The following is a 20616-nucleotide window of genomic DNA, read 5'->3' on the forward strand; positions in this document are numbered from 1 at the left end:
CGAATGTCTGAACCAATGGTATTGCACAGTAAACAGTACGTCTATTTTGATATGATGGATCCGCAGCATCATCTTCACAATGCAGAGTATCTTGTGCTCTTTGAGCGGGCACGCTTTGAGCTGTGGCGTGCTCTCGGAGAAGGGGCTTACCCGGAGAATCCCGATCTCGATTGGCCTTATGTGGTCGCTCGCAACGAGATCAACTACAGGGCACCGGTGGAGCATATTCAACCGGTGGATATTTTTGTGACGGTGAGTCACATTGGCAATAGCAGCCTCACACTCTCTTTCAAAATGTATCGAGAAGATGGGGAACTGGCCGCAGAGGGCCTCACGGTGATAGTAAGAGTAGACCCTCAAACCCGCCGCCCACGCCCATGGTCAGAGAAGTTCCGATCACTCATCGCGCCCTACTGTACAGACGCGAAAGATGCATAGGCCGGTTACGTTCGTGAAGGGCTACTCGCGAGGCGAGATGATGATGCGTCGGTCTGGCTCCTCGCCCTCACTATAGGTACGCACATCGGGGTCATCGGCAAGCGCTTTATGGATAATACGGCGTTCATGAGGGGGTAGTGGCTCTAGCTCTGCCTCCTGGTTCATGGCTTTCACCTCTTGCGCCAACTCCAGGGCGCGAGCGCGCAACGCGGCCGCCCGTCGTTCCCGATAGCCGCCCGCATCTAGCACAAGCCGCAGCTCGCCACGAACGCGTCGTACAAGAATGTTATTGGCGATGAATTGAAGCGCATCGAGCGATTTTCCCGCATGCCCCCAAAATCGTTGGGCGTCTTCCCCCACAAGCTCCACATAAAAGTAACACCCCTGCATCTCACGTCCTACGGGACGCACATCATGCGGCAGCCGATCGCATATCTCGTTCATTAGCTGTAGGGCGATCCGCTGCTGCTCGTTCAGAGCCTCGTCATCTATATGGTCGCTCATCTGCCCAGGTCCTCTCCTTCAATGGGTTAGGAAACCGACATTATCTCTTCTTACGACGTGGACGCGGTGCAGGCCGTGCGCTTGGAGAACGCGAGGGCGACGAACCCGCCGATTGAGGTGCAGTAGCGGATGGTGCAGAAGTAGATTGGCCATCGCGCGCGACACCTTTTCCGTTCTCCCCTATCACTTTCAGGGTAATAGCTCCGTTTCCACCTGCGGCCTGCGCCAACTTCGTGGGGCGGTAGATGTAGTAGTATTGTTGAGCCGCGGAGATGAGGTTTAACGCCAGCCAATAGAGTAAGAACGCGGAAGACCATCCTTCTTGATAGAAGAAGTAGATCATGATGAAGGTCATGATAAGTGAGCTTGTCTGCTGTTGCTGCGCCATCTGTGGATCGCTCACAGGGGTGAGCTTAATGGAGAGATACATACTTGCCGCATAGATCAACAACAGCGGAACATCCATCTCCGCAAGGTTATGAGCTACAATGCCGGGAAACCGGTCGGCCAAATGGCTGCCTATCCACAAAAAATGCCCGTTGGCAAAATGGATTTCATAGGCACGGATCCACTCAAACATGAGGATCAAGAGAGGATACTGAATGAGCATGGGAAGACACGAGGCAAACTGGTTCACCCCATGCTCCTTGTAAGCCTCCTGCACTTTGCGAAACATCACCTGTGGGTCGTCTTTATAGCGCGTCTGTATCTCACGAATGATGGGCTGCATGCGCTGCATTTCGCGCTGATTGGCGTAGATGCGCAGCATAAGCGGAAAGGTGAGCGCCCGCACAATGATCGCCAATAAAACAAGAGCGAACCAGTAGCTGAAATCGGGTTTGCGTCCTGTTAGGGCGACCAGAGCGTCAATAAATTTGTAGCCTAAGCTGTGCGAGTTACGCCGGTCTATGCGTTCGTCAACAACCTTCAACAACTGGTCTACCTGCGGATTCTGAGCGACTTTCGTGTTGGCAAAGGAGCGCTTCAGCTCGATAAGTGCCTGTCGTGCAAGTAAATCGCCCTGGGCGTGCTTTTCATCTAGCTCATGAAGGGCCTCGGGTGTGAGATGATTGGGATCGACGGCATGAATTTGCGCCGGCGTACCGTAATAGTTCGGATTGGAGGTAAACTGCGCCAACTCCCAAAGCGCCTCGGCAGCAAGCTCCGGATTACGGCTCGCATTCTGGTTTTTCACGGCCATAAAGGTACCTACAGCGGCATCGGGATCGATAGCTTCAAGTTGGCGTGCGTGTTCTAAAGTATAGGGGGGTATGCCTTGAGGGCCTCGGTTGCACCCCGTTAGTAGGGCACCGAGAACAATGAGAACAACACTAAACACCAAGAAACGCTGTGTAATTTTCAACGACAATCTCCTCATAACTTTATGCGGATGATGCGATAGCCATCCCTACGGTACCGGATCGTACCCTCCTATCGAAAGAGGGTTGCAACGCAAAATGCGTCGTATCCCTAATGCCACACCGGTGTAAACCCCGTATTTTTCGATAGCCTGTATCATGTATTCGGAACAAGAGGGGTGGTAGCGGCATACCCTTGGGCGATAGGGACGCGTCGCTTGATACAGCCTGACCAAGCCGATCAGCCCCTTTCGGCCGAGCCAACTTATCCGCCCCAAAAGGTTCTGCTGCGCCACTCTAACTTCCTTGTCTCGCTCCCTCACGGCTACACTCCCCCTCAGCCTCATCGAGAACACCGGCCTGCTGTAAAACCGCATTCACCGAGGTTAGCACGTCCGACCATGGTTTCTTTAACAGAGACGATCTTGCGATGAACACAAGGTCATATGGCTCTTGTTTCAGCCTATTTATCTGTAGACGAACGGCCTCGCGCAAGCGCCGACGCAGACGGTTGCGCACCACAGCCTTGCCGACTTTCTTGCTTACCACAAACCCGATGCGCGGATGCGGTGGGTTTGGAACGTCATCCTCGTTGCGTTTTCGTAAATACAGCACCACATCGCGGTTTGCCCACGAACGCCCCTGCCGATAGACGGCCTGAAAATCTTTACGAGCACGTAGGCGCAACGGACGCGGCAACATGGTTGTCTCTGGCAAGGTGGCATTCTGTAGTGCATACGGACTGAAGGCGCGAACGGTTTCCATCTTTCAGGCTCCTCTTCGCGCCTCCGTTATGACTCAGAAGCCCAAACGGCACCCTTAGTGAACAAGCAGATGACGCCCCTTCTGCCGACGCCGACGCAGCACATTGCGCCCATCGTGCGTGCGCATCCGGCTGCGAAATCCGTGCACACGCTTGTGTCGTCTGTTATGAGGCTGATATGTTCGCTTCATTTCCTTTGTCTCCTCACGAACAATTGTCTCCTATTATAGCATGTTCAGAGCCTTTTTCGGAAGAGACGTTCGCCATTATCGCCATACTGAAAACGCAAACGCCAGGGCATCTGAACCGACTCCCAAATAACCCGCCGTGTCATCTTCGAGCGTCCATGGCGCCTATCGGTAAAAACGATGGGCACCTCCACAATACGCAAGCCCGCTCGGTAAGCCCGAAAGACCATTTCCACGGCAAATGCATAGCCCTCCGAAACCACCTCCTCTAGGTTAAGGCGTTGTAGAGCAGAGGCGCGCCAACAACGAAAGCCCGATGTGGCGTCCCTAACTGGAATGCCGGTGATGAGATGGACGTAGAAGTTAGCCCAGCGGCTCAGCAGCACGCGATGAAACGGCCAGTCGCGCACACCGCCTCCTTTTACATAACGCGATCCTAAAACAACATCCGCTTCCTCAGCAGCCCTAATCAAATCGGGCAGGTAGCGCGGATCATGCGAGAGGTCGGCATCCATTTGAACGATGTACTCATAGCACCCCTCCTGTAAAAGGCGCGAAAAAGCCTCACGATAGGCACGACCTAATCCACGCGGCCCCTCCCGCCGATAAATGCAAAGCCCTTCATACTGAGGACGTAGTCCCTCAGCTATCTCGGCCGTACCATCCGGCGATCCATCATCTACAACCCATAGGTGCGTCTCGGGCAATGTCGAATACACCTGCCGAACGATCTGCTCGATGTTCTCCGCTTCGTTATAGGTCGGTATAACGACCACAACCCTCTTCAAGCGCTTACACCTCTCATCCCTCTGCGTTCAGCAAGGAGAGCCAACGTCGGGATATAGCCATTTCGTTCCTATTCCATGCCACACGGCGCGCCCTCGCTCTTCAGAGGCCTCAGCATGAGGTTGCGGATGATCTCTTCAGGCGAAAACCCTTCAAACAGCAGGCAGTGCAAAGCCTGGCTCAGAGGCATCTCTACCCCATAACGTTGCGCAAGGCTGCATAAAACACGCGTTGTGGGCACCCCTTCGGCCACCTGCCCGATCTCGCGAAGCACCTCTTCGAGCGCTTTCCCTTGCCCGATTCCATATCCCACTCGATAGTTGCGTGACAAACGACTATGGGCTGTGGCGATAAGGTCACCTACTCCGGAAAGACCGGAAAAGGTCTCCGCTTTCGCTCCCTGCGCTCTGCCGAGCCGGATCGTCTCCATCAAACCGCGCGTCATAAAGGCGGCCCGCGCATTATCGCCATAACCGAGGGCATCGCAAACCCCTATACCGATGGCGATGGCATTTTTTACGGCTCCTCCCAGCTCTACCCCCACCACATCGGTGCTGGTATAAACGCGAAAAGTGGGCACGGACTGTTGCGCAAAAACCTGCTGAATGTGGCGAGCGGTCTCCTCATGAAACGCAGCCACCACGGTAGCCGTTGGGACACCCCGCGCCATCTCGACGGCCAAATTGGGCCCCGAAAGCACGGCCAGCCGCTTCTCCACCTCCGGCAGCACTTCCATGAGAACTTGGCTCATGCGAAAGCCCGTCCCCTCCTCCAGCCCCTTGGTGGCAGAAAGCACAAAGGCGCTAGGCGGTAAGAGAGACCGAATGGATTCGGCTACCGACCGCACCGCGTCGCTCGGCACGGCGAAAATAACTCCCTCGGTTTCCGCCAGAGCTTCCTCCAGACATGAGGTAACCTCGATACCCGAAGGCAACGGAAAACCGGGGAGATAGCGACGGTTCTCCCGCTCACGCTGTAACGCCTTAGCATGCTCTTGGCTTCGCGCCCAAAGGCAAATGCGGTGGGCATTGTCGGCCAAAATAAGGGCCAACGCCGTCCCCCAACTCCCTGCCCCTAAAATAGCCAGGCGTCTCTCTGCAACCCTTCGATCCGTTAGGGAAGCCAAGTCTTCTCTCTCCATGCCGTTAACGCAAAATTCCGTTTCCATAGCAGACGGCCTATAACCGTCCAAATAGAGCCGTCTTAGGCGCCGTCAAAGTCTACCCTAATTTCCAAAACTGCGCCTCTCATGCAGCCATCTCTATGCCACCGAACCTTGCGACGCCGGATGCCCCCGCATTGATGAGAAGGGCGTCAGCCCTGATGGCAAGCCCCCATCTTCAGATGTGTAGTTTACAACAGACATTGGGCAAGGAGCGATGGCAGCCTTCATCCACAACGCAGCATTCTGTTCTCTGAGGCAGCAGTACTTAAGCAGAGAACGGCAGACGGACCCTTACACCACCGGCCCGCTGGCCACTTCATACTCGCCCTGAATGCCCTTGACGATGTGCGTAACCCTGCGACGCCAGTAGCTGCCGAAATAGGATGCCAAACGCACCGCCTCCTGGGGATAAACATCTATCAGGTTGCGGGTTTCACGCGGGTCTTCCTGAAGGTTATACAACTCATCTGTCTCCCCTTCCGGCCGCTGGATATAACTCCAAATGCTATCACGAATGCAGCGATCCACCCCAGCATAGTAACCAGCAATTACGGCCTCCCGATGCCTATCCTCCTGCCCCAACAAAACGGGAGCAAACGATCTTCCATGCATCGAAGTAATGCTGTTCTTTAATCCCACCAGTTCAAGCAGCGTCGGCAGAAGATCGGGAAACTGTACCAACGCTTTCGTTCGGCGCGGTGTGCCGTTTGGCAGACGCATCAGAAAAGGCACCTTAAGTAGCTCCGAGTAGAGCCTATCCGCTCCCTTTAAAAACTTTCCGTGATCGGCCAACGGATGCCCATGGTCGGCCAGTAGCACAACGATCGAATCGTCAAAATAGCCGTTCTCGGCTAGACATGTAAATAGCAGCTCAAGGCAGTGATCTACAAAGCTCACCTCGCCAGCATAAAGCCCGCGAATATGGGCTATCTGCTCCTGTGTAGCCCACATGGTGGCCTGCCCACCCATTGGCATAATGAGGCGTGGGCCTCTGTAAGCAGGGTCGGTGTAGGTATCAAAGCGTTTCGGCGGATCCCAAGGCTCATGAGGGTCAAAAGAGTCGATCCAGCAGAAGATTTTCTCATGGCACCGGTTTTTCTTCAACCAATCGCAGGCCTGCTCAACGACTTTGGCAGGAAACCAGTCGGTCTCCTGAGTAAAATCGTCGGTGTTTGCCAGAAACTGTGCCACCAGCTGACGCCATTGAGGAGGGTAGTTTTCGTTGACATAGGCCATAACATCACGTCGTGTAGGAGCGGAGTTGTAGGGGTCATACTCCTGTCCCCTAATCCAGTGATAGGCATTAAAGCCGCGATGATAGTTCATTCCAGGAGCACGATAGTGATAGGTATCTGAGATAAGACCGCAAACATACCCCTCCTTTCGCAAAATCTCGGCCATCGGAATATCGGTCGGCGCAAGCGGTTGCCATGGACGATAGGGTAAGGAAAACTGGCCGGTCATCAGCTCCATTCGTATGGGGATGGTCGGCAGACCACAGGGATATGCGTTTTCAAACGCCACACACTGCTGCGCGAAAGCATCTATATTAGGCGTTCGACAAGCCGGAATTCCCTCAAAGGCCGGTTTGCCTTGATGGTAGAAACTGACATGATCCTGACGAAGCGAATCGAGGCAGATGATAATGATGTTCACACGCAGTCTCCATAGGAACTTTGTATTTTGGGGTAAGTTTCTATGAACTCCCAAGCATTCCCTGCCTAAGACATCCTAGTCGCGGCAAGAGATACGAACGCAAAGCCCCCTCTCAACGGACGCACATTGAACAAAAATAAGCCCTAAATCGCAACTTATGGAGCAAAGTCGCAGTTAACAGCCCTGCGCCCAGGGAGCGGTCTTGATGATCTCTCGCATGGCCTCCGGGGTAAAGCCCAGCTTCTCCGCGCCTCGGATAACATCCTCGAAGTCAACGCCATAGCGGTTTAGCTTGTGTGGATCGCAGAGGCCTGCTATGTTCAGCCTCTCGATGGCCTCGGCAACGGCCTGCTCGAAACAGGACAGAGCTGCAGGGTTTGGTTGCTCCAAAACCGCATCAAGCATCGCTTCACATCGCGCCCAGCCTGCCATGAGGTCTTTGCGGTCTTCCGCTAAATAGCGCGTGGCCAAATGAGGGCAATGGAGCCGCCGTGCCATTTCGGAGAAACTGGCGGCTGCAAAATAGAACATGCTGAGGGCGGCAAAGACGGGAAAGCAGCGCATCGCCTTACGGCAGGCGGCCACATAACGTGCCGTGAAATCGGCCTCGGCTAACGCAACCTCGGCGTATGCCGTCAAGGCGTGGGAAAGGGAAGGCTCTTCTAGACCGTGCTCCCAAATTGCGGCCAGCCGAAGTATGCCCAGCAGGTTGAGCGGAAACCCGGTTGAGAACAACGGGTCAATAGAAGCCATCGCCGAAGGCAGCATAACCCAGCGCTCTCCAACCACGCTCTGGCTTCGCCATGTCAGGCTAGGCACGAAAACAAAGGGTCTTATCGGTTGCGCCTCGTCGAAAAGCGTTTGAAGCGATGGATGGCGGGCCAGCAGCCGCTTCCATCCTCCTTCCGGGTCGGCCGCCACCTCCAATTGCAGCGCCAGTGTCTCATCAAGCGCGGCGCCGGCACTTATTACACCGTTATTAAATCGCAACACCCATACCCATCCGCAGTCGAAAAGATGATGTACGGCCGCGTCGTCCATAGGATAAGGCTCTGGATGAGGCAAAACGAAGTCGGGAACGCTTTCGCATCGCTTTACGCCGGTAAAATGGGTATAGACCGCCTGCGTTTTTGGATAGTTGGAGAAGCCCTTATTGGGAATAGCAAAAGCGCGCGCCAGAAACCCTCGAGGACCGCTTGCATCTACCAGAAACCGGCAGGAAACTGCCATCGGCTTGCCTAGCCGTTCCCCCTCAAGCCGCCATCCACCGCCCGGCTGCTGCTGCAAACGAACGAGGTCGGTGCGGTCGGTATACTCCACGCCCATTTGTTGAGCCTCTTCCACAAGCAGCGCATCCACATCGGCCCGGTACCAATGCGTGTCGGCCACCTCATCACATGGGCTAGCGGCCACCATCAATTGAGAGGCCGGATTGGCAGAGGCATTGCACCGACGCCCTTCGATATGTTCAAAAAAGGTAAACCCGCGTTTTAGGCCACAGGCGACGTGGGGATAAGTACGTTGCCAGCTGCCGTAAGCGCTCAAAATACGCAATACCGGCAGCTCGTAGCGCTCTGCGGTCTCTTCCAATAAAAGGTTGAATAAGGGCGATGTGGACTCACCTATAGCAAAACGAGGATGACTCCCCCGTTCTATTAAAAGAACGCGATAGCCAAGGCGCCTGGCGATCATCCCCAAGATCGAGCCGCCGAAGCCCGAACCCACGATCGCTATATCAAAATCCATCTCCGTCTTTCGAACACCTATCTCCACATCCATTTTACCTCTCGGCCACAGCTCGAGCACGAACTAGGAAGGATTTACCAAAGCAACCAAACAAATTTGAGATAAGCAACCGGTGTGGCATGCCTAAACAGTAACCTTTTTCCAACTGCCGCCACGAAACAGTGCAAACATCAACAGCCCTGTGAGAATGGTGCTTACTGCCATAGAGAGCCATGCCCCATGGGTCTGCAAGCCTAGCCGGAAAATGAGCCACCAGGCCAGTGGCAAACGGATAAGCCACATGGTAAGGATGGTAATAAGGGTAGGCCGCATAGTGTCACCCGCACCCTGCAGACCACCCGTCAACACCATGGCAAGCGCCAAAAAAGGCTCGCTGAAAGCGTTGACACGCAGATAGTCACTTCCCAAAGCGATCACACTCGCGTCGCCGGTAAAAAGCCCTGCAAAGGAACGGGCGCAAAGATAGAAAATGGCGGCCATCATCGTCATGATGCCCACCCCCTGCCACATGGCTGCATAGGCGAAACGCTCCGCACGTTTGGAGTCGCCCGCCCCCAAGCTTTGCCCAACCAGAGCTTGGGCCGCCACACTGTAACCCACCCCTGGCATAAACGCAATGGCTTCAGCCCGTATACCGATGTTGAGAGCGGCGATGCCGGCGCTCGCAGTGGCCGCCCGCGCCAGCATTCCTGTAAACGACATCATTCCCAACTGTCGGATCACCGCATTGACCGAAGCGGGTATTCCCACCCGCAGAATGCGTAGCCACCAACGAGTATCCGGTAAAAGATGTTCGATGCGATAGGCATCCGGCAAACCGGCAGGCTTACCAAGCGCCACAAGATAGAGCGCGGTGCCCACCGTAATCGAGCTGGCCAAAGCCGTGCCCGCACCGAAGATTCCTAATTTCGGGAGGCCCAAATGCCCGTAGATAAGCAGCCAGTCGAGACTCATGTGAATGGCGATCATTGCCCACTGAATACGCAAAGGCGTTCGCGTGTCGCCAAGCCCCCGAAAAACGCCCATGAGCGCATTGAGGAGAAAGATGCAAGGCGTGGCCAGCAAGGCCACATGGAGAAACTGCTCACAGAGCCTCGCCGACAATGCATCGGCTTCACCCCCCAATAAAAGATGGGCCATGACCCCACGAAAACCAAAGAACAGCAAACCGAACAACAACCCCATGGCCAAGCCAAGGGTCAACGATTGCCCCGATGCCTGTGCCGCCTCCTCGCGTTCCTTCGCGCCTACAAACCGGGCTACCAAGGCCGTCGAGCCTACGGACACGCCCATCGCCAACGAGATCAGCAGAAAAATAACCTGGCCGCCCACTCCGGTTGCAGCCAGCGCTTGGGCTGCGTAGGGCAAATGCCCCACGAAAAGCGTATCCATGAGGCCGTTGAAGGTCTGCAAAAGCATTGTGGCCACGGCGGGCCAGGCTAGCTGCCAGACCACCGTGTGCACCTCGCGCCCACTTTGGGCCGGTCGCGCCACCAAATGCGTTTCGATGGAAGCTTCCGCGGGTTCAGAGACCGGCTCCAGAGGAAAGGCCTCCTCGCCTTGCAGACTCAACGGTTTCTCCTAAGGATGCAACCTACAGGTTGCGCATGATGATGCCTAAACTCTTTGCGTCGAGGCGGTTGATGTCGGGAAATTCAAACCGGTTGCCGTCCACGTCCGTAATTAAGAGGCGCGTAGAAGACAGTTCCTGAATGTTATCGCGTAGATTACGAACGACAAACTCCTTTTCGCCACGGTCGGTCTCCACACGCCAGTAGACCGCCCCGTACTCTTCTTTCACCGAGATAACGCGCTCTACAACGGGCACAAAGTAGCGCTTCTCTAACTCTTCATCCAAAATTTGGCGCGATTCGGGGTCTAGGTGGGATGGGTCTACCAAAATGCCAATATCCTTCCCGGCCCCATCCAAAAAGCCGATATAGTGGTCGGGGTCGGAAAGTGGAAACGCGCGAGCGGCGATGATACGCAGATAGGTGCACTCATCCTGCAGCGTAAGGCGGGTTACGCCTCCGGTTCGGAAAAGCTTTATTCGCTTCGGGTCGAGTATTCGCAGTTCATAGGAGGCCGTTGGTCGCTCCGATGAACTCTCTAAGCCGTTTTGCGATGCGGGCATTCTACCTTCTCTCCTTTAGAGAATTGGATGTGCAACTCTGCATATCCTTCAGGAAAACGAGCCTCTCGTTGCTAGTCGCTCTTCCACTCCTCCACCCGAATCCAGTTAGAAACCTCTACAACCACCGGCAGATGACGAATGATATCGAGCGCTTCCCGAATGGCTCTGCAGGGCGACTCGTGCATCACCCACACGATATCGGTCTGTTTCCCCTTGATGGTTTTTTGGATCATCGCCTCGATGTTGATGTCGTAGTCGCCAAACACCTTAGAGATAGCCGCCAGCACACCCGGTCGATCATGTACCACCATGCGGATGTAGTGGCGCGTCTCCACCTCATCTATGGGCAGTATCGTGCGTCGCTCAAAACAGGTGCAGCCCACGCGTCCGGTGGCGCCAAAGCGTAGGTTACGACAAGTATCTATGATATCGCCTACGACGGCGCTGCCCGTGGGGCCTGCTCCGGCACCTCTGCCGTAAAACATCACGTCTCCAACAGAATCGCCCCGTACAAAAACCGCGTTGTACACATCATGTACGCTGGCCAAAGGATGGTTTTTCGCCAAAAGTGTGGGGTGTACACGCACCTGCATGCGCTCCTCACCCACACGCCGAGCGATGCCGAGCAGCTTGATGGTATAGCCAAGCTCTTCTGCATAGGCAATATCGGCAGCTTCGACATGCTCGATGCCCTCCACATAAACGTCCTCTACGTTAACGCGGCTCATAAAGGCGATAGAGGCCAAAATGGCGATTTTATAGCGCGCATCATGGCCGGCGATGTCGTTAGTGGGGTCGGCCTCGGCATAACCTAGCGATTGCGCCTCTTTCAAAGCCGTGTTCAAATCGGTCTTTTCCTCGGCCATGGCCGTTAGAATGTAGTTCGTCGTCCCGTTGATAATCCCGATCACCTCTTCGATTCGGTTACCCGCCAAACTGTTTTTCATCGGCTGGATGATCGGAATCCCTCCGGCCACGCTCCCCTCAAACTGAAAGTCGAGGTTGCGCCGGGCGGCCTCCTCCATCAGTTCATGACCGACACGGGCGATCATCTCTTTGTTGGCCGTTACCACCTGCTTGCCCTTCTGCAACGCTCGCAACACATACTCGCGAGCCGGTTCAACCCCCCCGATCAACTCGCAGATGATGTCTATCTCCGGGTCATCAATCACCTCGTAGGCATTGTCTGTCAGCAGGGCTGCATCCACTGTCACCGCTCTGGGGCGGCTCTTGTCGCGCACGGCGATTCGGCGCACCTCAATAGGCAGGCCGATTTTTCGTTCAATGGCATGACGATTACGCTGCAGAAGGGATAGGGTGCCGGAACCCACTACCCCTAGCCCTAGCAGCCCAATACTGATTTTCTCCTTCTGGAAGGGATGCATCCTCACTCCTTAGAGCCTTCTTTTTCTATCTATGAATTATCGGTCTGAATCACCATAAGCGGCGTGCCGGCCTCTACTAATTGACCATCCTCCACTAAAATAGCCACCACAACCCCCGCATATTCCGACTTAAATTCCGAAAAGACCTTCATGGCCTCAAGCACGCCAACTGTTTGGCCTATCTCCACGCGATCGCCCACATTGACAAGAGGCGGGGCACCGGGCTTTTCCGAACGATAAAAAACCCCCACCATCGGTGAGGTGAGACGAACGTGCCCAGGCGCCTCTTCGGTCGCAGCACCGCGACGTCCCGCACGCTTTGACGGAGTTGCTGGAACCGCTTGCGGCTCCGCCGGAGCGGGCGCCGTGATCATCGGGGTGCTTACCAAAGCGGCAGAAACTTTCGTCTGCTCTGCGAAAGGCCCTCTTACCCGTAGGTAGCGTCCCTCCTCTTCAATCACCAGCTCGGCTAAACCTCGTGACTCCACGAGTGCAACGATGCGGGCGATCTCCTCTAGCTCAAACCCAAGTATGGCCATAGGAAACTATCGCTCCACCTGGAGAGGCAACATCATGCGCTAAACCTTCCTCCTTGCAAATTTGGAGACATCATGACGAGTATACAACCTAACGCACAGAAAATCAAGAATAAGCACAGGCGGCGCGCATTATGCAGGAAAGACAGCACCACAACGCTCCTTTAACACATGCCGAATGCGTTCTACCGCAGCGTTCACTTCAGCCTCTGTCAGCGTGCCCGTCCCGGAGCGAAACGTAAACGAAAGCGTCAGACTTTTCCATCCATCCGGCAACGGTGGGCCTGTAAAGACATCGGTTAGTCGAAACGCCTCCAGAATGGGAATCTGCAGCGTTTTCAGCGCCTCCTCTACCTCCCCATAGGCCACATGGAGAGGCAAACGGGGTGCTAGATCGCGCACGACTGCAGGGAAGCGCGAAGGTGGACGATAGCGCTCCTCCTCTTTAGGCATAGCTGCCTGTAAAGCTTCCACGTTGAGTTCAAATAGATAAAGACGTTCACGAAGCTCTAACTCTTGGGCAAGACGCGGGTGCAGCTCTCCAAGAATGCCATCGGCATGAGACGTCTCGCCTAGCCGCAGGAGAGCCGTACGGCCGGGATGAAACTGTGGAAAGCGCTCCGGCTGCTCAAGGGGAATGAAGGTGGCTTGATCGATTCGTAGCGACCGCAGGAGTTGCTCCACAACCCCGCGCAGCAAGTAAAAGTCGGCCGGCTCCCGTTTGCCATGGTGCGTCCAATCCGGCGCGTGTAGGGCGCCATAGAATAACCCTCCAACAGCGAGATACTCCTTTGGCTCCATAGTTCCTTCTGTCGTTTCTTCCCATTGCCAAACACGCCCTACCTCGAACAACGCTAGATCGGACTGGCCACGCGCCAGGTTGCGACGCGCCGTCTCTACCAACAGGGGCAACAGAGAGCGTCGTAATAGGCTTACCTCCGACGAGAGCGCGTTGCGCACCTGTACCCGCCTCGCAGCGTCATCCGGTGCATCGAGGGGTGAAGGGCCGGATAGGCTATGGTTTACCACCTCCTGTAGTCCACAGGCCACCAAGGCTGTCCGGATACGCCGCAGTAACTTGCTCTCCTCGCTGTCTCCGCCCGGTGTGGTGGTTCCAACAGGTAAGCGCTCAGGGATGGCTTCGTAGCCATGAATACGCCCAATCTCCTCGATAAGGTCTTCCTCTAGTTTCAGATCGGGCCGAAACGTGGGAACTTCCACCTGCAGTGTCTCTGCATCCCCTTGAAGTGTGGCCGCGAGACCAAGCCGGCGCAAACAGTTCAAACAGATTTCGGCCGATACCGGCACACCAAGCAGCAGCGAGGCGCGTGCAACCCGTAAGGTTAGTCGGAGCGGTTGAACAGGGAGCGGATAGATGTCCACAACCCCCGAAACGGCCTTCGGTTGGCCGATCTCGGCGAGCAACTGGCAGGCCCTATCGAGAGCGCGGAGCACGCCGTTAGGGTCTACAATGCGCTCAAAACGATAGGAAGCTTCGGTGCGAAGATTCAACTGCCTACAAGCGCGACGCACGGCCAGGGGATGAAAATGGGCTGATTCCAACAGGATATCCGTAGTAGCTTCACTCACCTCCGAATTGGCTCCGCCCATCACACCTGCCACGGCCACCGGCCGCTCGGCATCGGCGATCACCAGAATATCGGGAGTTAACGTGCGCTCTTCCCCGTCGAGGGTCGTGATCGTCTCTCCCGCTTTCGCCCGGCGCACAACAATGCACTCTCCATGAAGCTTCTTGAGATCGAAGGCGTGCAGCGGCTGTCCCAACTCTAGCATCACATAGTTGGTCACATCCACCACGTTATTGATAGGGCGCTGTCCGGCAGCACGCAGTCGCTCTTGCATCCATTGGGGAGAGGGGCCAATACGCACGCCCCTCACGATTCGAGCGGCATAGCGTGGGCAAAGGTCTGGTGCCTCTATCCTTACCAACGTTTGTCGAGCGGCCTCTCCACCGATTTCCGACGCGGGAATGGCAGGCAGGGTGAGGGGGAGATTGGTAAGCGCGGCGATCTCTCGTGCCACACCTACCATCGAGAGACAATCTCCGCGGTTGGGCGTAACGTAGAGGTCTAAAACGGGCGCAAGAGGGCTTTCGGCGGTAGGCTCTAACTGCACCTCTTCCACCTCCAGCCCGCCCATCGTAAGGCGAGTCGCCAACGATTCGGCGCTCTCCTTGATCTCCACAAAATCCTTCAACCACGCTAAAGGCGCACGCATATCCTGCTCCTTCGCTTAAAACTGCTGCAAAAATCGAAGATCGTTTTCCAAATAGAGCCGCAAATCATCCACACCGGTTCGCAGCATGTGAATGCGCTCGACACCCAGTCCAAAGGCAAACCCCGTGTAGCGCTCGGTATCTATGCCGTAGGTGCGGAGAATGTTGGGATGGATCATACCGGCTCCCCCTATTTCAAGCCAACGTACGTTCCCGTCGGGCATGCGCCAGGAGATTGCATAGTCCACCCCTGGCTCAACGAACGGGAAGAAATCGGGGCGAAAGCGCACCTGCGTGTTAGGGCCAAACATCGCTCGGGCAAAGGTACCGAGAGTGCCTTTTAGATCGGCCATGCTCATCCCTTCGTCCACCATGAACACATCCACCTGGTGAAACGTGTGGTGATGCGTCGCATCCACAGCCTCATAGCGAAAGCAGCGGCCAATGGTGGCGATGCGGAAAGGAGGACGGCGTCGTTCCATGACTCGCCCCTGAATGGCGGTGGTCTGCGTGCGCAGCAGCTTGGTCTCCGTTATGAAGAATGAGTTCTGCTCATCCATGGCCGGATGATCCTCCGGATAGTTAAGGACAGCAAAATTATAGTGATAGTCCTCAAGTTCCGGCCCTTCAACAAACTCGTAGCCCATGCCGATCAGCGTTTCGCGTATCAGCTCGGCCGTCTGGGTAAGCGGATGCAGACGCCCTGTCGGCAATGTACGACCTGGAAGGGTAACGTCAAGGATTTCGCGGCTTAGGCGCTGCTGCAATTCCTGCTCTGTAAGGGCAGCACGACGCTCGCGAATCAGGGCCGTGAGGGTTTCGACGGCCTCGTTGATCCGGGCACCAAAGAGAGGTCGCTGCTCTTTAGGCAACGTCCCTATGGAGCGCCTCAACTCGTTTAGCCCTTTATTCCGGCCTAGATATCGCGTTTCGACCTGTTCCAGCTCGGCCAAGTTCGGCGCGGCCTCGATGGCCGCCCGAGCTTCTTCCACTAATCGGCTAATTGGATCGCTCACGTGATGAACCTCTCAAGAAAAACGCCTCGCCTCCTGCAGGGGTTTGGGAAATCGCAGGAGAGGGCGAGGCGCTTTGGCGAAATGGCAAAAAGGTGCCCCGATTAGGCGGCATCTCCTGCAGCGTTGAGGGCACTCGTCGCCTGCGCGACAAGCTGTGAAAACGCTTGCGGGTCATGAACGGCCATATCGGCCAGCACTTTCCGATCGAGGGCGATGCCGAGACGTTGCAGCCCCTGAATGAAACGGCAGTACTGCAACCCTTCCGCTCGACAGGCAGCGCTGATGCGCGTGATCCAAAGGCGACGAAAATCGCGCTTGCGGGCGCGCCTATCCCGATAGGCGTAGTTGCCTGATTTGAGAACCTGCTCGTTGGCGGGGCGGAAGAGGCGATGTTTCGCCCCCCAGTAGCCTTTGGCGGCCTCGATGATCTTTTTATGGCGTTTATGAGTGATCGTGCCACGTTTAACGCGCGGCATAAAACCTACTCCTTCCTTTTCTTTTTAGCTTGATAAGGCAGCCGGTTGCCACACTAAAGCGCCGTGCCGAGCAACCGCTTAATGCGCTTGCGATCGCCCTTGTAAAGCTCATCACCGGCAAGAAGCGCCCGACGGCGGCTGCCATCTTTCTTGCGCATAAGGTGGTTTAAACCGGTCTTACCATGCAGCAGTTTACCGGTAGCCGTCTTTGTGAACCGCTTGACAGCGGTTTTCCTGCTTTTGAGTTTCGTCTTCATAGTCCCTTTGATGAGGCGGGGCTAGAGAGCCGCCTTTTTGCGTTTTAGGTTCGCTCGATATATTTAAGCGCTGGTTTTAGGGCTTAAGATCATAATGAGCTGCTTGCCCTCTAAAACCGGAGGTCGCTCCACTTGGGCGCAGTCGGCAAGTTGCTGAACGATCCGCTCCATCGTCTGCTTGCCTAGTTCCGGCCGCGTGATGCCGCGCCCGATGAAACGGAAAGTGACCTTCACCTTATTGCCCTCTTGCAGAAAGCGGGCGATGTGTTTGACCTTGATCTGCAGATCATGGTCGCTGATCATGCCCGAACGAGGGTCAATACGAACGTCTTTTACCTCGCCTTGCTGCCGCTGCTTCCTCTGTTGCTCCCGTTCACGCTTTGTCTGCTCATACTTAATGCGACCGTAGTCGCCGATTCTACAGACAGGAGGCTGCGCCATAGGCGCTACCTCGATCAAATCCAAGCCCTTTTCTTGGGCGAGTGCGAGCGCGTCTCGCACGTTCATGATTCCGAGCGCTTGGCCATTTTCGTCTATCACGCGCACATCGCGCACACGTGTTTCCCGAGGCCCGCGCAGAATCTGCTCGTTAATACGCAGGTCTTTGTTGATGTCTGCAACCTCCGTTTCGAACCTCACCCGACATTGCGGCCGGGTGCGACGTAAAACGGCTTCCCCAAGTTATTCCCATAGAGTTTGGCGTAATATACCACTCCATCACGTTTTTGTCAAGGACGCCTCCACGAGGCTTGCCCTATGCAGCGTTTCCGCGAAACATCTTGATGCCGTTTTGCCATCTATTCCGTCTAAATCTATGTGTGTGCAAATCTACCAGCATTAGTATCGGTACCACACAAGCTTTTACGAAAGACTATAGGGCAACCGAAGCAATCTAGTTGCCTACGCTCCATTCAAAAGGTTTGCGGCAGTCAACTACTGCTGCCTCAAGACAGCAGCCTTGCTCTGGCGCGGCAGACGAATCTGTCTCCGAGCAGTACGGCCGGTTTACTGCGGCCCGACGAGCAATATTGCCCGCCGCAATCACATCTGCCAGGAATGTCACCTCGAAAGCGAAGCTGAGAGGCCCTCGAACCCGCAGGATGTGCATACAAACGAAGATTGCGTTCTACGGTTCTCTTTCGCACAATGCCCACAGTTCGGGCAGGCGCGAGAGGTATTACGAGGATCAACATAGTGGACAGGAACCCCTTTCAACGCAGACTTATAGGCGATAAATGCTCGAGGGGAAGGGCGTCGGCCTTGAAGTGAGAGATCGCCGGTTTCTTGCCGCTTTTTCTATGAACGCACCTTCGTGCTCGATAGGTTCCATCGCTCCTGCAGAGAAACAGCACCCTATAACACGATGCCATTGGAGGAGCAGAGAAAAATGGTCTCTGAAACGTCTGGTCATGCCTGCTTGAAGACGGCCAGCAAGCCTATAAGAGAAAAGTTCTCACTAATATTGCGGTGGCGACGTAGGGCGATAGTTCTTTGCTGCATCGCCCTGCTCATCGGCTTGCTAGCCCTTTTTCTCTTCAGCATGTGGAGGCTACGCGCACAGAAAAGCACCCTCCTTGTCCGCTCTCATGAACTGATCGCCCTCCGACCAGGCGAAAAGTACTACTGGGCCTCGTCAAATGAACTTGTGGTCTGTAAAAGTATCCTTCGGATAGAAGGCGCTACGACCAGCCACCCCAAAGCGGAATGCACCCTGGCACCAGTGCGGGTGTTGATGGTGGATAGCGGCAAAGTTTTTACGCCTTTACCAGGCCAAGTCTACACCCCCAAGCTAGAGCTAGATATTCGTTCTGCACCTCATCCAACGCGATTCATCGGCTTGGTTTATATAAACGGCAAGCTTGTTCGACGCTTCCCCATTGCACCGCCAAATACGCCCGCCTTGCCCGCCTCGTCCTCAGGGTCATCCATAACCTTCCCTATTGGCTTCACCCCAACATACGCCATTTACTCTCTCACAGATGAGATCGTGCCTCAATTTGCCGAACGCACCTTCATCCTCTATGATAGAGCCGTTGGTGGAGCCGTCAACATAACGCTCTCGGACATCATCTATCCGCCTAAACTTCAGCCGATGCAAGACAACGGGTGGTCTCTGCAAATCCTGAACTCGATCCCCGAGATTTTTGCCGTTTTTTGCGATCGAAATTCTAACCAGGTCTTCTATCTTACCAACCACACTCGCCCCTCTTCCATCTTTCTGGCGTGGCTTCATCATCTCTTTCCACGCTGGGTACCCCCTTCCCCCACCACGCATGTTATTAGCGTCTGGCTGGGTGCCCCTCATCAAAAAGGGTCTCTGCAGCTTGGGACGGTCGTTACATCAGTCGCTGCCTCACTTCCACCGCTCTTCGGCCCTCCGCCAAAGCGCAACGTCGCCATCAGCCTCATGGTTCCTTACCCTCCCTATGAGGCATGGCCACGAATGTTTTACAAAGTTCCCGGTCGTAACGCCATCAGTTTCTACTACAAAGGCCATGTCTACCTGTTGCCGTTGCCCATCGCGAAAAGCAAAGCAGGAGAATAAGACCGTTTTCTTGAAACAAAGAAAGGAGCAGAAAGCACATCTATGGAACCGATAGCCCAAACGACATTCCGCAAACGCAAGAGTTACCTCGGTGTTTGGCTTTGCGCCTTCTTGTTGGTGTTTATGATAGGTGCCGTCACCTTCTCGCTTCTTGCCCACTTATTTAACGACCCTAACACCCTGCTCAGAAACGCGCGACGCCTAACCCCTATCCATCCGGAAAATGGGGAGACATATGTCTGGAAATCGTCCCACCAGGCGGTGATCTTGGTAAGTAGAGCCGCCAATCCGAGCAACTCCACTATGCCAATACGCCTCTATGACATGCGAAGCCATCAGACGATTCTGCTCCCCCAGAATGATGTCCTATTAGACTTCGGCTTAACCGAAGCCATCGCACGAACCGCCATGCAAGCAGCAGACGAGCAGGCCCATCTCGTCCTCTATCAATCCATTGGCAAGTGGCTGCCGAACAATGTACAGGCACGTTGGAACATAGGGGGGTTCGGTATAACCATACATGCCTCTTTCTCTCCAACTCTCAAGGCCCCTACGCCACCTGGTACCACAATCATCGGCTGCGTTATGGATACTTCTCAACCCAATGTCTATCTCACAACACAGCCCGTACCACCTCCGCCTTTTCTTGTGTGGCTCAAGCGGATGATTCCGAAACTGCCTATTCCCCAGAAGACTCTTGTCGTTCTGTGGATGGATAGTCGGCAAAATGGGCAGTTGCGAAAATTGGGTCAGCTCGTTGTGAACAGGCTACCTCCCCAAGGCAAACTGTTAAGTAGTACAACCGATCCCCTAGACCTTCGCGAGGTGCCCGATGCCAATGCCGTCAGTTTCGTTTATGACGGCTGGCTCTATTATTTACCATTACCAACAAATCTACATCCGTCCGATGCTGCTAATGAACGTGTCCATAATGGAGAGACCGATGATGAGTAACAACCCTGCAACCATAAGTGGCAAATGGGTCGTTTTATTCCTTCTCTGCCTAGGATAACCCTGGTCATCTTATTCGCTTTCGGCTCTACTATCTTCCGCTCCCTGCGCAATAACGCCTAAGGAGCACCGAGCCTGTCGCCCTTAGGGCCTGGGCTTTAGTTGACCCAACATCTCATAGACGCGAATAACGGCCTGATTCACGAGCCTCTCGCCAGCACCTACCTCTATCCAGGCCGTTGGCCCGCTCGCTCCATACCCTCCATATGCCGCCGCGCGAATGGTGGGAAAATAGCCGAAGTAGCCGTTCGCATAACCCAACAACAAGCTGTCCGGAACCGGGCAGCACTCCCGCCAAAGCTGTTGAAACGCAACGAAAGGTTCCCCGGGAACGGTCATAAGCGCCAATCGCTTCCCGATAAGCACGGTGGTTAGAGGCACTTGACTTTCCCGCTCCATGCGCGGCGTAAACCAAC

22 protein-coding genes and 1 pseudogene are annotated in these 20616 nt (G+C 55.1%); 3 read left to right on the forward strand and 20 right to left on the reverse strand.

The window, feature by feature from the left end:
* Positions 1-3 precede the first annotated feature (3 nt).
* Positions 4-438, forward strand: a complete 435-nt coding sequence (locus VKV29_RS09770) for a thioesterase family protein (RefSeq protein WP_324201119.1) — start codon at positions 4-6, stop codon at positions 436-438.
* 21 nt (positions 439-459) lie between these two features.
* Here the strand turns inward: VKV29_RS09770 and VKV29_RS09775 are convergent, their stop codons facing one another.
* The 19 genes from VKV29_RS09775 to VKV29_RS15300 form a co-directional block, all read right to left on the reverse strand.
* On the reverse strand, positions 460-942 hold the full coding sequence (locus VKV29_RS09775; protein ID WP_324201120.1) for a protein jag: 483 nt from the start codon (positions 940-942) through the stop codon (positions 460-462).
* A gap of 40 nt (positions 943-982) precedes the next feature.
* A complete protein-coding gene (locus tag VKV29_RS09780; protein ID WP_324201121.1) occupies positions 983-2305 on the reverse strand; it encodes a YidC/Oxa1 family membrane protein insertase in 1323 nt (440 codons plus the stop codon).
* Positions 2306-2350: 45 nt separating this feature from the next.
* Positions 2351-2596 carry a membrane protein insertion efficiency factor YidD gene (gene yidD / locus VKV29_RS09785; RefSeq protein WP_324201122.1) on the reverse strand — a complete coding sequence of 82 codons (246 nt, stop codon included), beginning with the start codon at positions 2594-2596 and terminating at the stop codon, positions 2351-2353.
* Position 2597: 1 nt separating this feature from the next.
* Complete coding sequence (gene rnpA, locus VKV29_RS09790; RefSeq protein WP_324201123.1) at positions 2598-3065, reverse strand: ribonuclease P protein component; 468 nt, start codon at positions 3063-3065, stop codon at positions 2598-2600.
* Between the two features lie 54 nt (positions 3066-3119).
* Positions 3120-3254 carry a 50S ribosomal protein L34 gene (gene rpmH, locus VKV29_RS09795; RefSeq protein WP_016482257.1) on the reverse strand — a complete coding sequence of 45 codons (135 nt, stop codon included), beginning with the start codon at positions 3252-3254 and terminating at the stop codon, positions 3120-3122.
* 44 nt (positions 3255-3298) lie between these two features.
* A complete protein-coding gene (locus VKV29_RS09800; RefSeq protein WP_324201124.1) occupies positions 3299-4027 on the reverse strand; it encodes a polyprenol monophosphomannose synthase in 729 nt (242 codons plus the stop codon).
* 80 nt (positions 4028-4107) lie between these two features.
* Positions 4108-5163, reverse strand: coding sequence for an NAD(P)H-dependent glycerol-3-phosphate dehydrogenase (locus VKV29_RS09805; protein ID WP_324201125.1), 1056 nt, complete (start codon positions 5161-5163; stop codon positions 4108-4110).
* 330 nt (positions 5164-5493) lie between these two features.
* The gene (locus VKV29_RS09810; protein ID WP_324201126.1) at positions 5494-6858 is read right to left on the reverse strand and encodes a sulfatase; all 1365 of its coding nucleotides are present in this window, start codon (positions 6856-6858) and stop codon (positions 5494-5496) included.
* Positions 6859-7032: 174 nt separating this feature from the next.
* Positions 7033-8631: an NAD(P)-binding protein gene (locus VKV29_RS09815; protein WP_324201127.1), complete on the reverse strand. Its 1599-nt coding sequence runs from the start codon at positions 8629-8631 to the stop codon at positions 7033-7035.
* Between the two features lie 96 nt (positions 8632-8727).
* Entirely contained in the window at positions 8728-10176 is a 1449-nt protein-coding gene (locus VKV29_RS09820) for an MATE family efflux transporter (RefSeq protein ID WP_324201128.1), read from the reverse strand.
* 22 nt (positions 10177-10198) lie between these two features.
* Positions 10199-10738: a DUF1854 domain-containing protein gene (locus VKV29_RS09825; protein WP_324201129.1), complete on the reverse strand. Its 540-nt coding sequence runs from the start codon at positions 10736-10738 to the stop codon at positions 10199-10201.
* Between the two features lie 71 nt (positions 10739-10809).
* A complete protein-coding gene (locus tag VKV29_RS09830; RefSeq protein WP_324201130.1) occupies positions 10810-12123 on the reverse strand; it encodes a homoserine dehydrogenase in 1314 nt (437 codons plus the stop codon).
* A gap of 29 nt (positions 12124-12152) precedes the next feature.
* Positions 12153-12662 (reverse strand): acetyl-CoA carboxylase biotin carboxyl carrier protein, encoded by a 510-nt coding sequence (gene accB, locus VKV29_RS09835; protein ID WP_324201131.1) that lies wholly within the window; start codon positions 12660-12662, stop codon positions 12153-12155.
* A gap of 129 nt (positions 12663-12791) precedes the next feature.
* Positions 12792-14897, reverse strand: coding sequence for a phenylalanine--tRNA ligase subunit beta (pheT, locus tag VKV29_RS09840; RefSeq protein WP_324201132.1), 2106 nt, complete (start codon positions 14895-14897; stop codon positions 12792-12794).
* Between the two features lie 15 nt (positions 14898-14912).
* Positions 14913-15911 (reverse strand): phenylalanine--tRNA ligase subunit alpha, encoded by a 999-nt coding sequence (gene pheS, locus VKV29_RS09845; protein WP_324201133.1) that lies wholly within the window; start codon positions 15909-15911, stop codon positions 14913-14915.
* Between the two features lie 101 nt (positions 15912-16012).
* Entirely contained in the window at positions 16013-16387 is a 375-nt protein-coding gene (gene rplT, locus VKV29_RS09850) for a 50S ribosomal protein L20 (protein WP_324201134.1), read from the reverse strand.
* 53 nt (positions 16388-16440) lie between these two features.
* Entirely contained in the window at positions 16441-16644 is a 204-nt protein-coding gene (gene rpmI / locus VKV29_RS09855) for a 50S ribosomal protein L35 (RefSeq protein ID WP_324201135.1), read from the reverse strand.
* A 63-nt stretch (positions 16645-16707) separates the two neighbouring features.
* Entirely contained in the window at positions 16708-17283 is a 576-nt protein-coding gene (gene infC / locus VKV29_RS09860) for a translation initiation factor IF-3 (protein ID WP_324201136.1), read from the reverse strand.
* A 420-nt stretch (positions 17284-17703) separates the two neighbouring features.
* Entirely contained in the window at positions 17704-17859 is a 156-nt protein-coding gene (locus tag VKV29_RS15300) for a zinc ribbon domain-containing protein (protein ID WP_343217359.1), read from the reverse strand.
* 172 nt (positions 17860-18031) lie between these two features.
* Here VKV29_RS15300 and VKV29_RS09865 point away from each other — a divergent pair, with 172 nt between their 5' ends.
* Complete coding sequence (locus VKV29_RS09865; protein WP_324201137.1) at positions 18032-19189, forward strand: hypothetical protein; 1158 nt, start codon at positions 18032-18034, stop codon at positions 19187-19189.
* A 42-nt stretch (positions 19190-19231) separates the two neighbouring features.
* On the forward strand, positions 19232-20143 hold the full coding sequence (locus VKV29_RS09870; protein ID WP_324201138.1) for a hypothetical protein: 912 nt from the start codon (positions 19232-19234) through the stop codon (positions 20141-20143).
* A gap of 141 nt (positions 20144-20284) precedes the next feature.
* On the opposite strand, the pseudogene VKV29_RS09875 reads toward VKV29_RS09870, so the two are convergent.
* Positions 20285-20616: pseudogene (locus VKV29_RS09875) on the reverse strand (hypothetical protein); the annotation flags it as partial.

It is taken from the genome of Chthonomonas sp. (assembly GCF_035294165.1).
In the GTDB taxonomy this organism is placed as follows: domain Bacteria; phylum Armatimonadota; class Chthonomonadetes; order Chthonomonadales; family Chthonomonadaceae; genus Chthonomonas.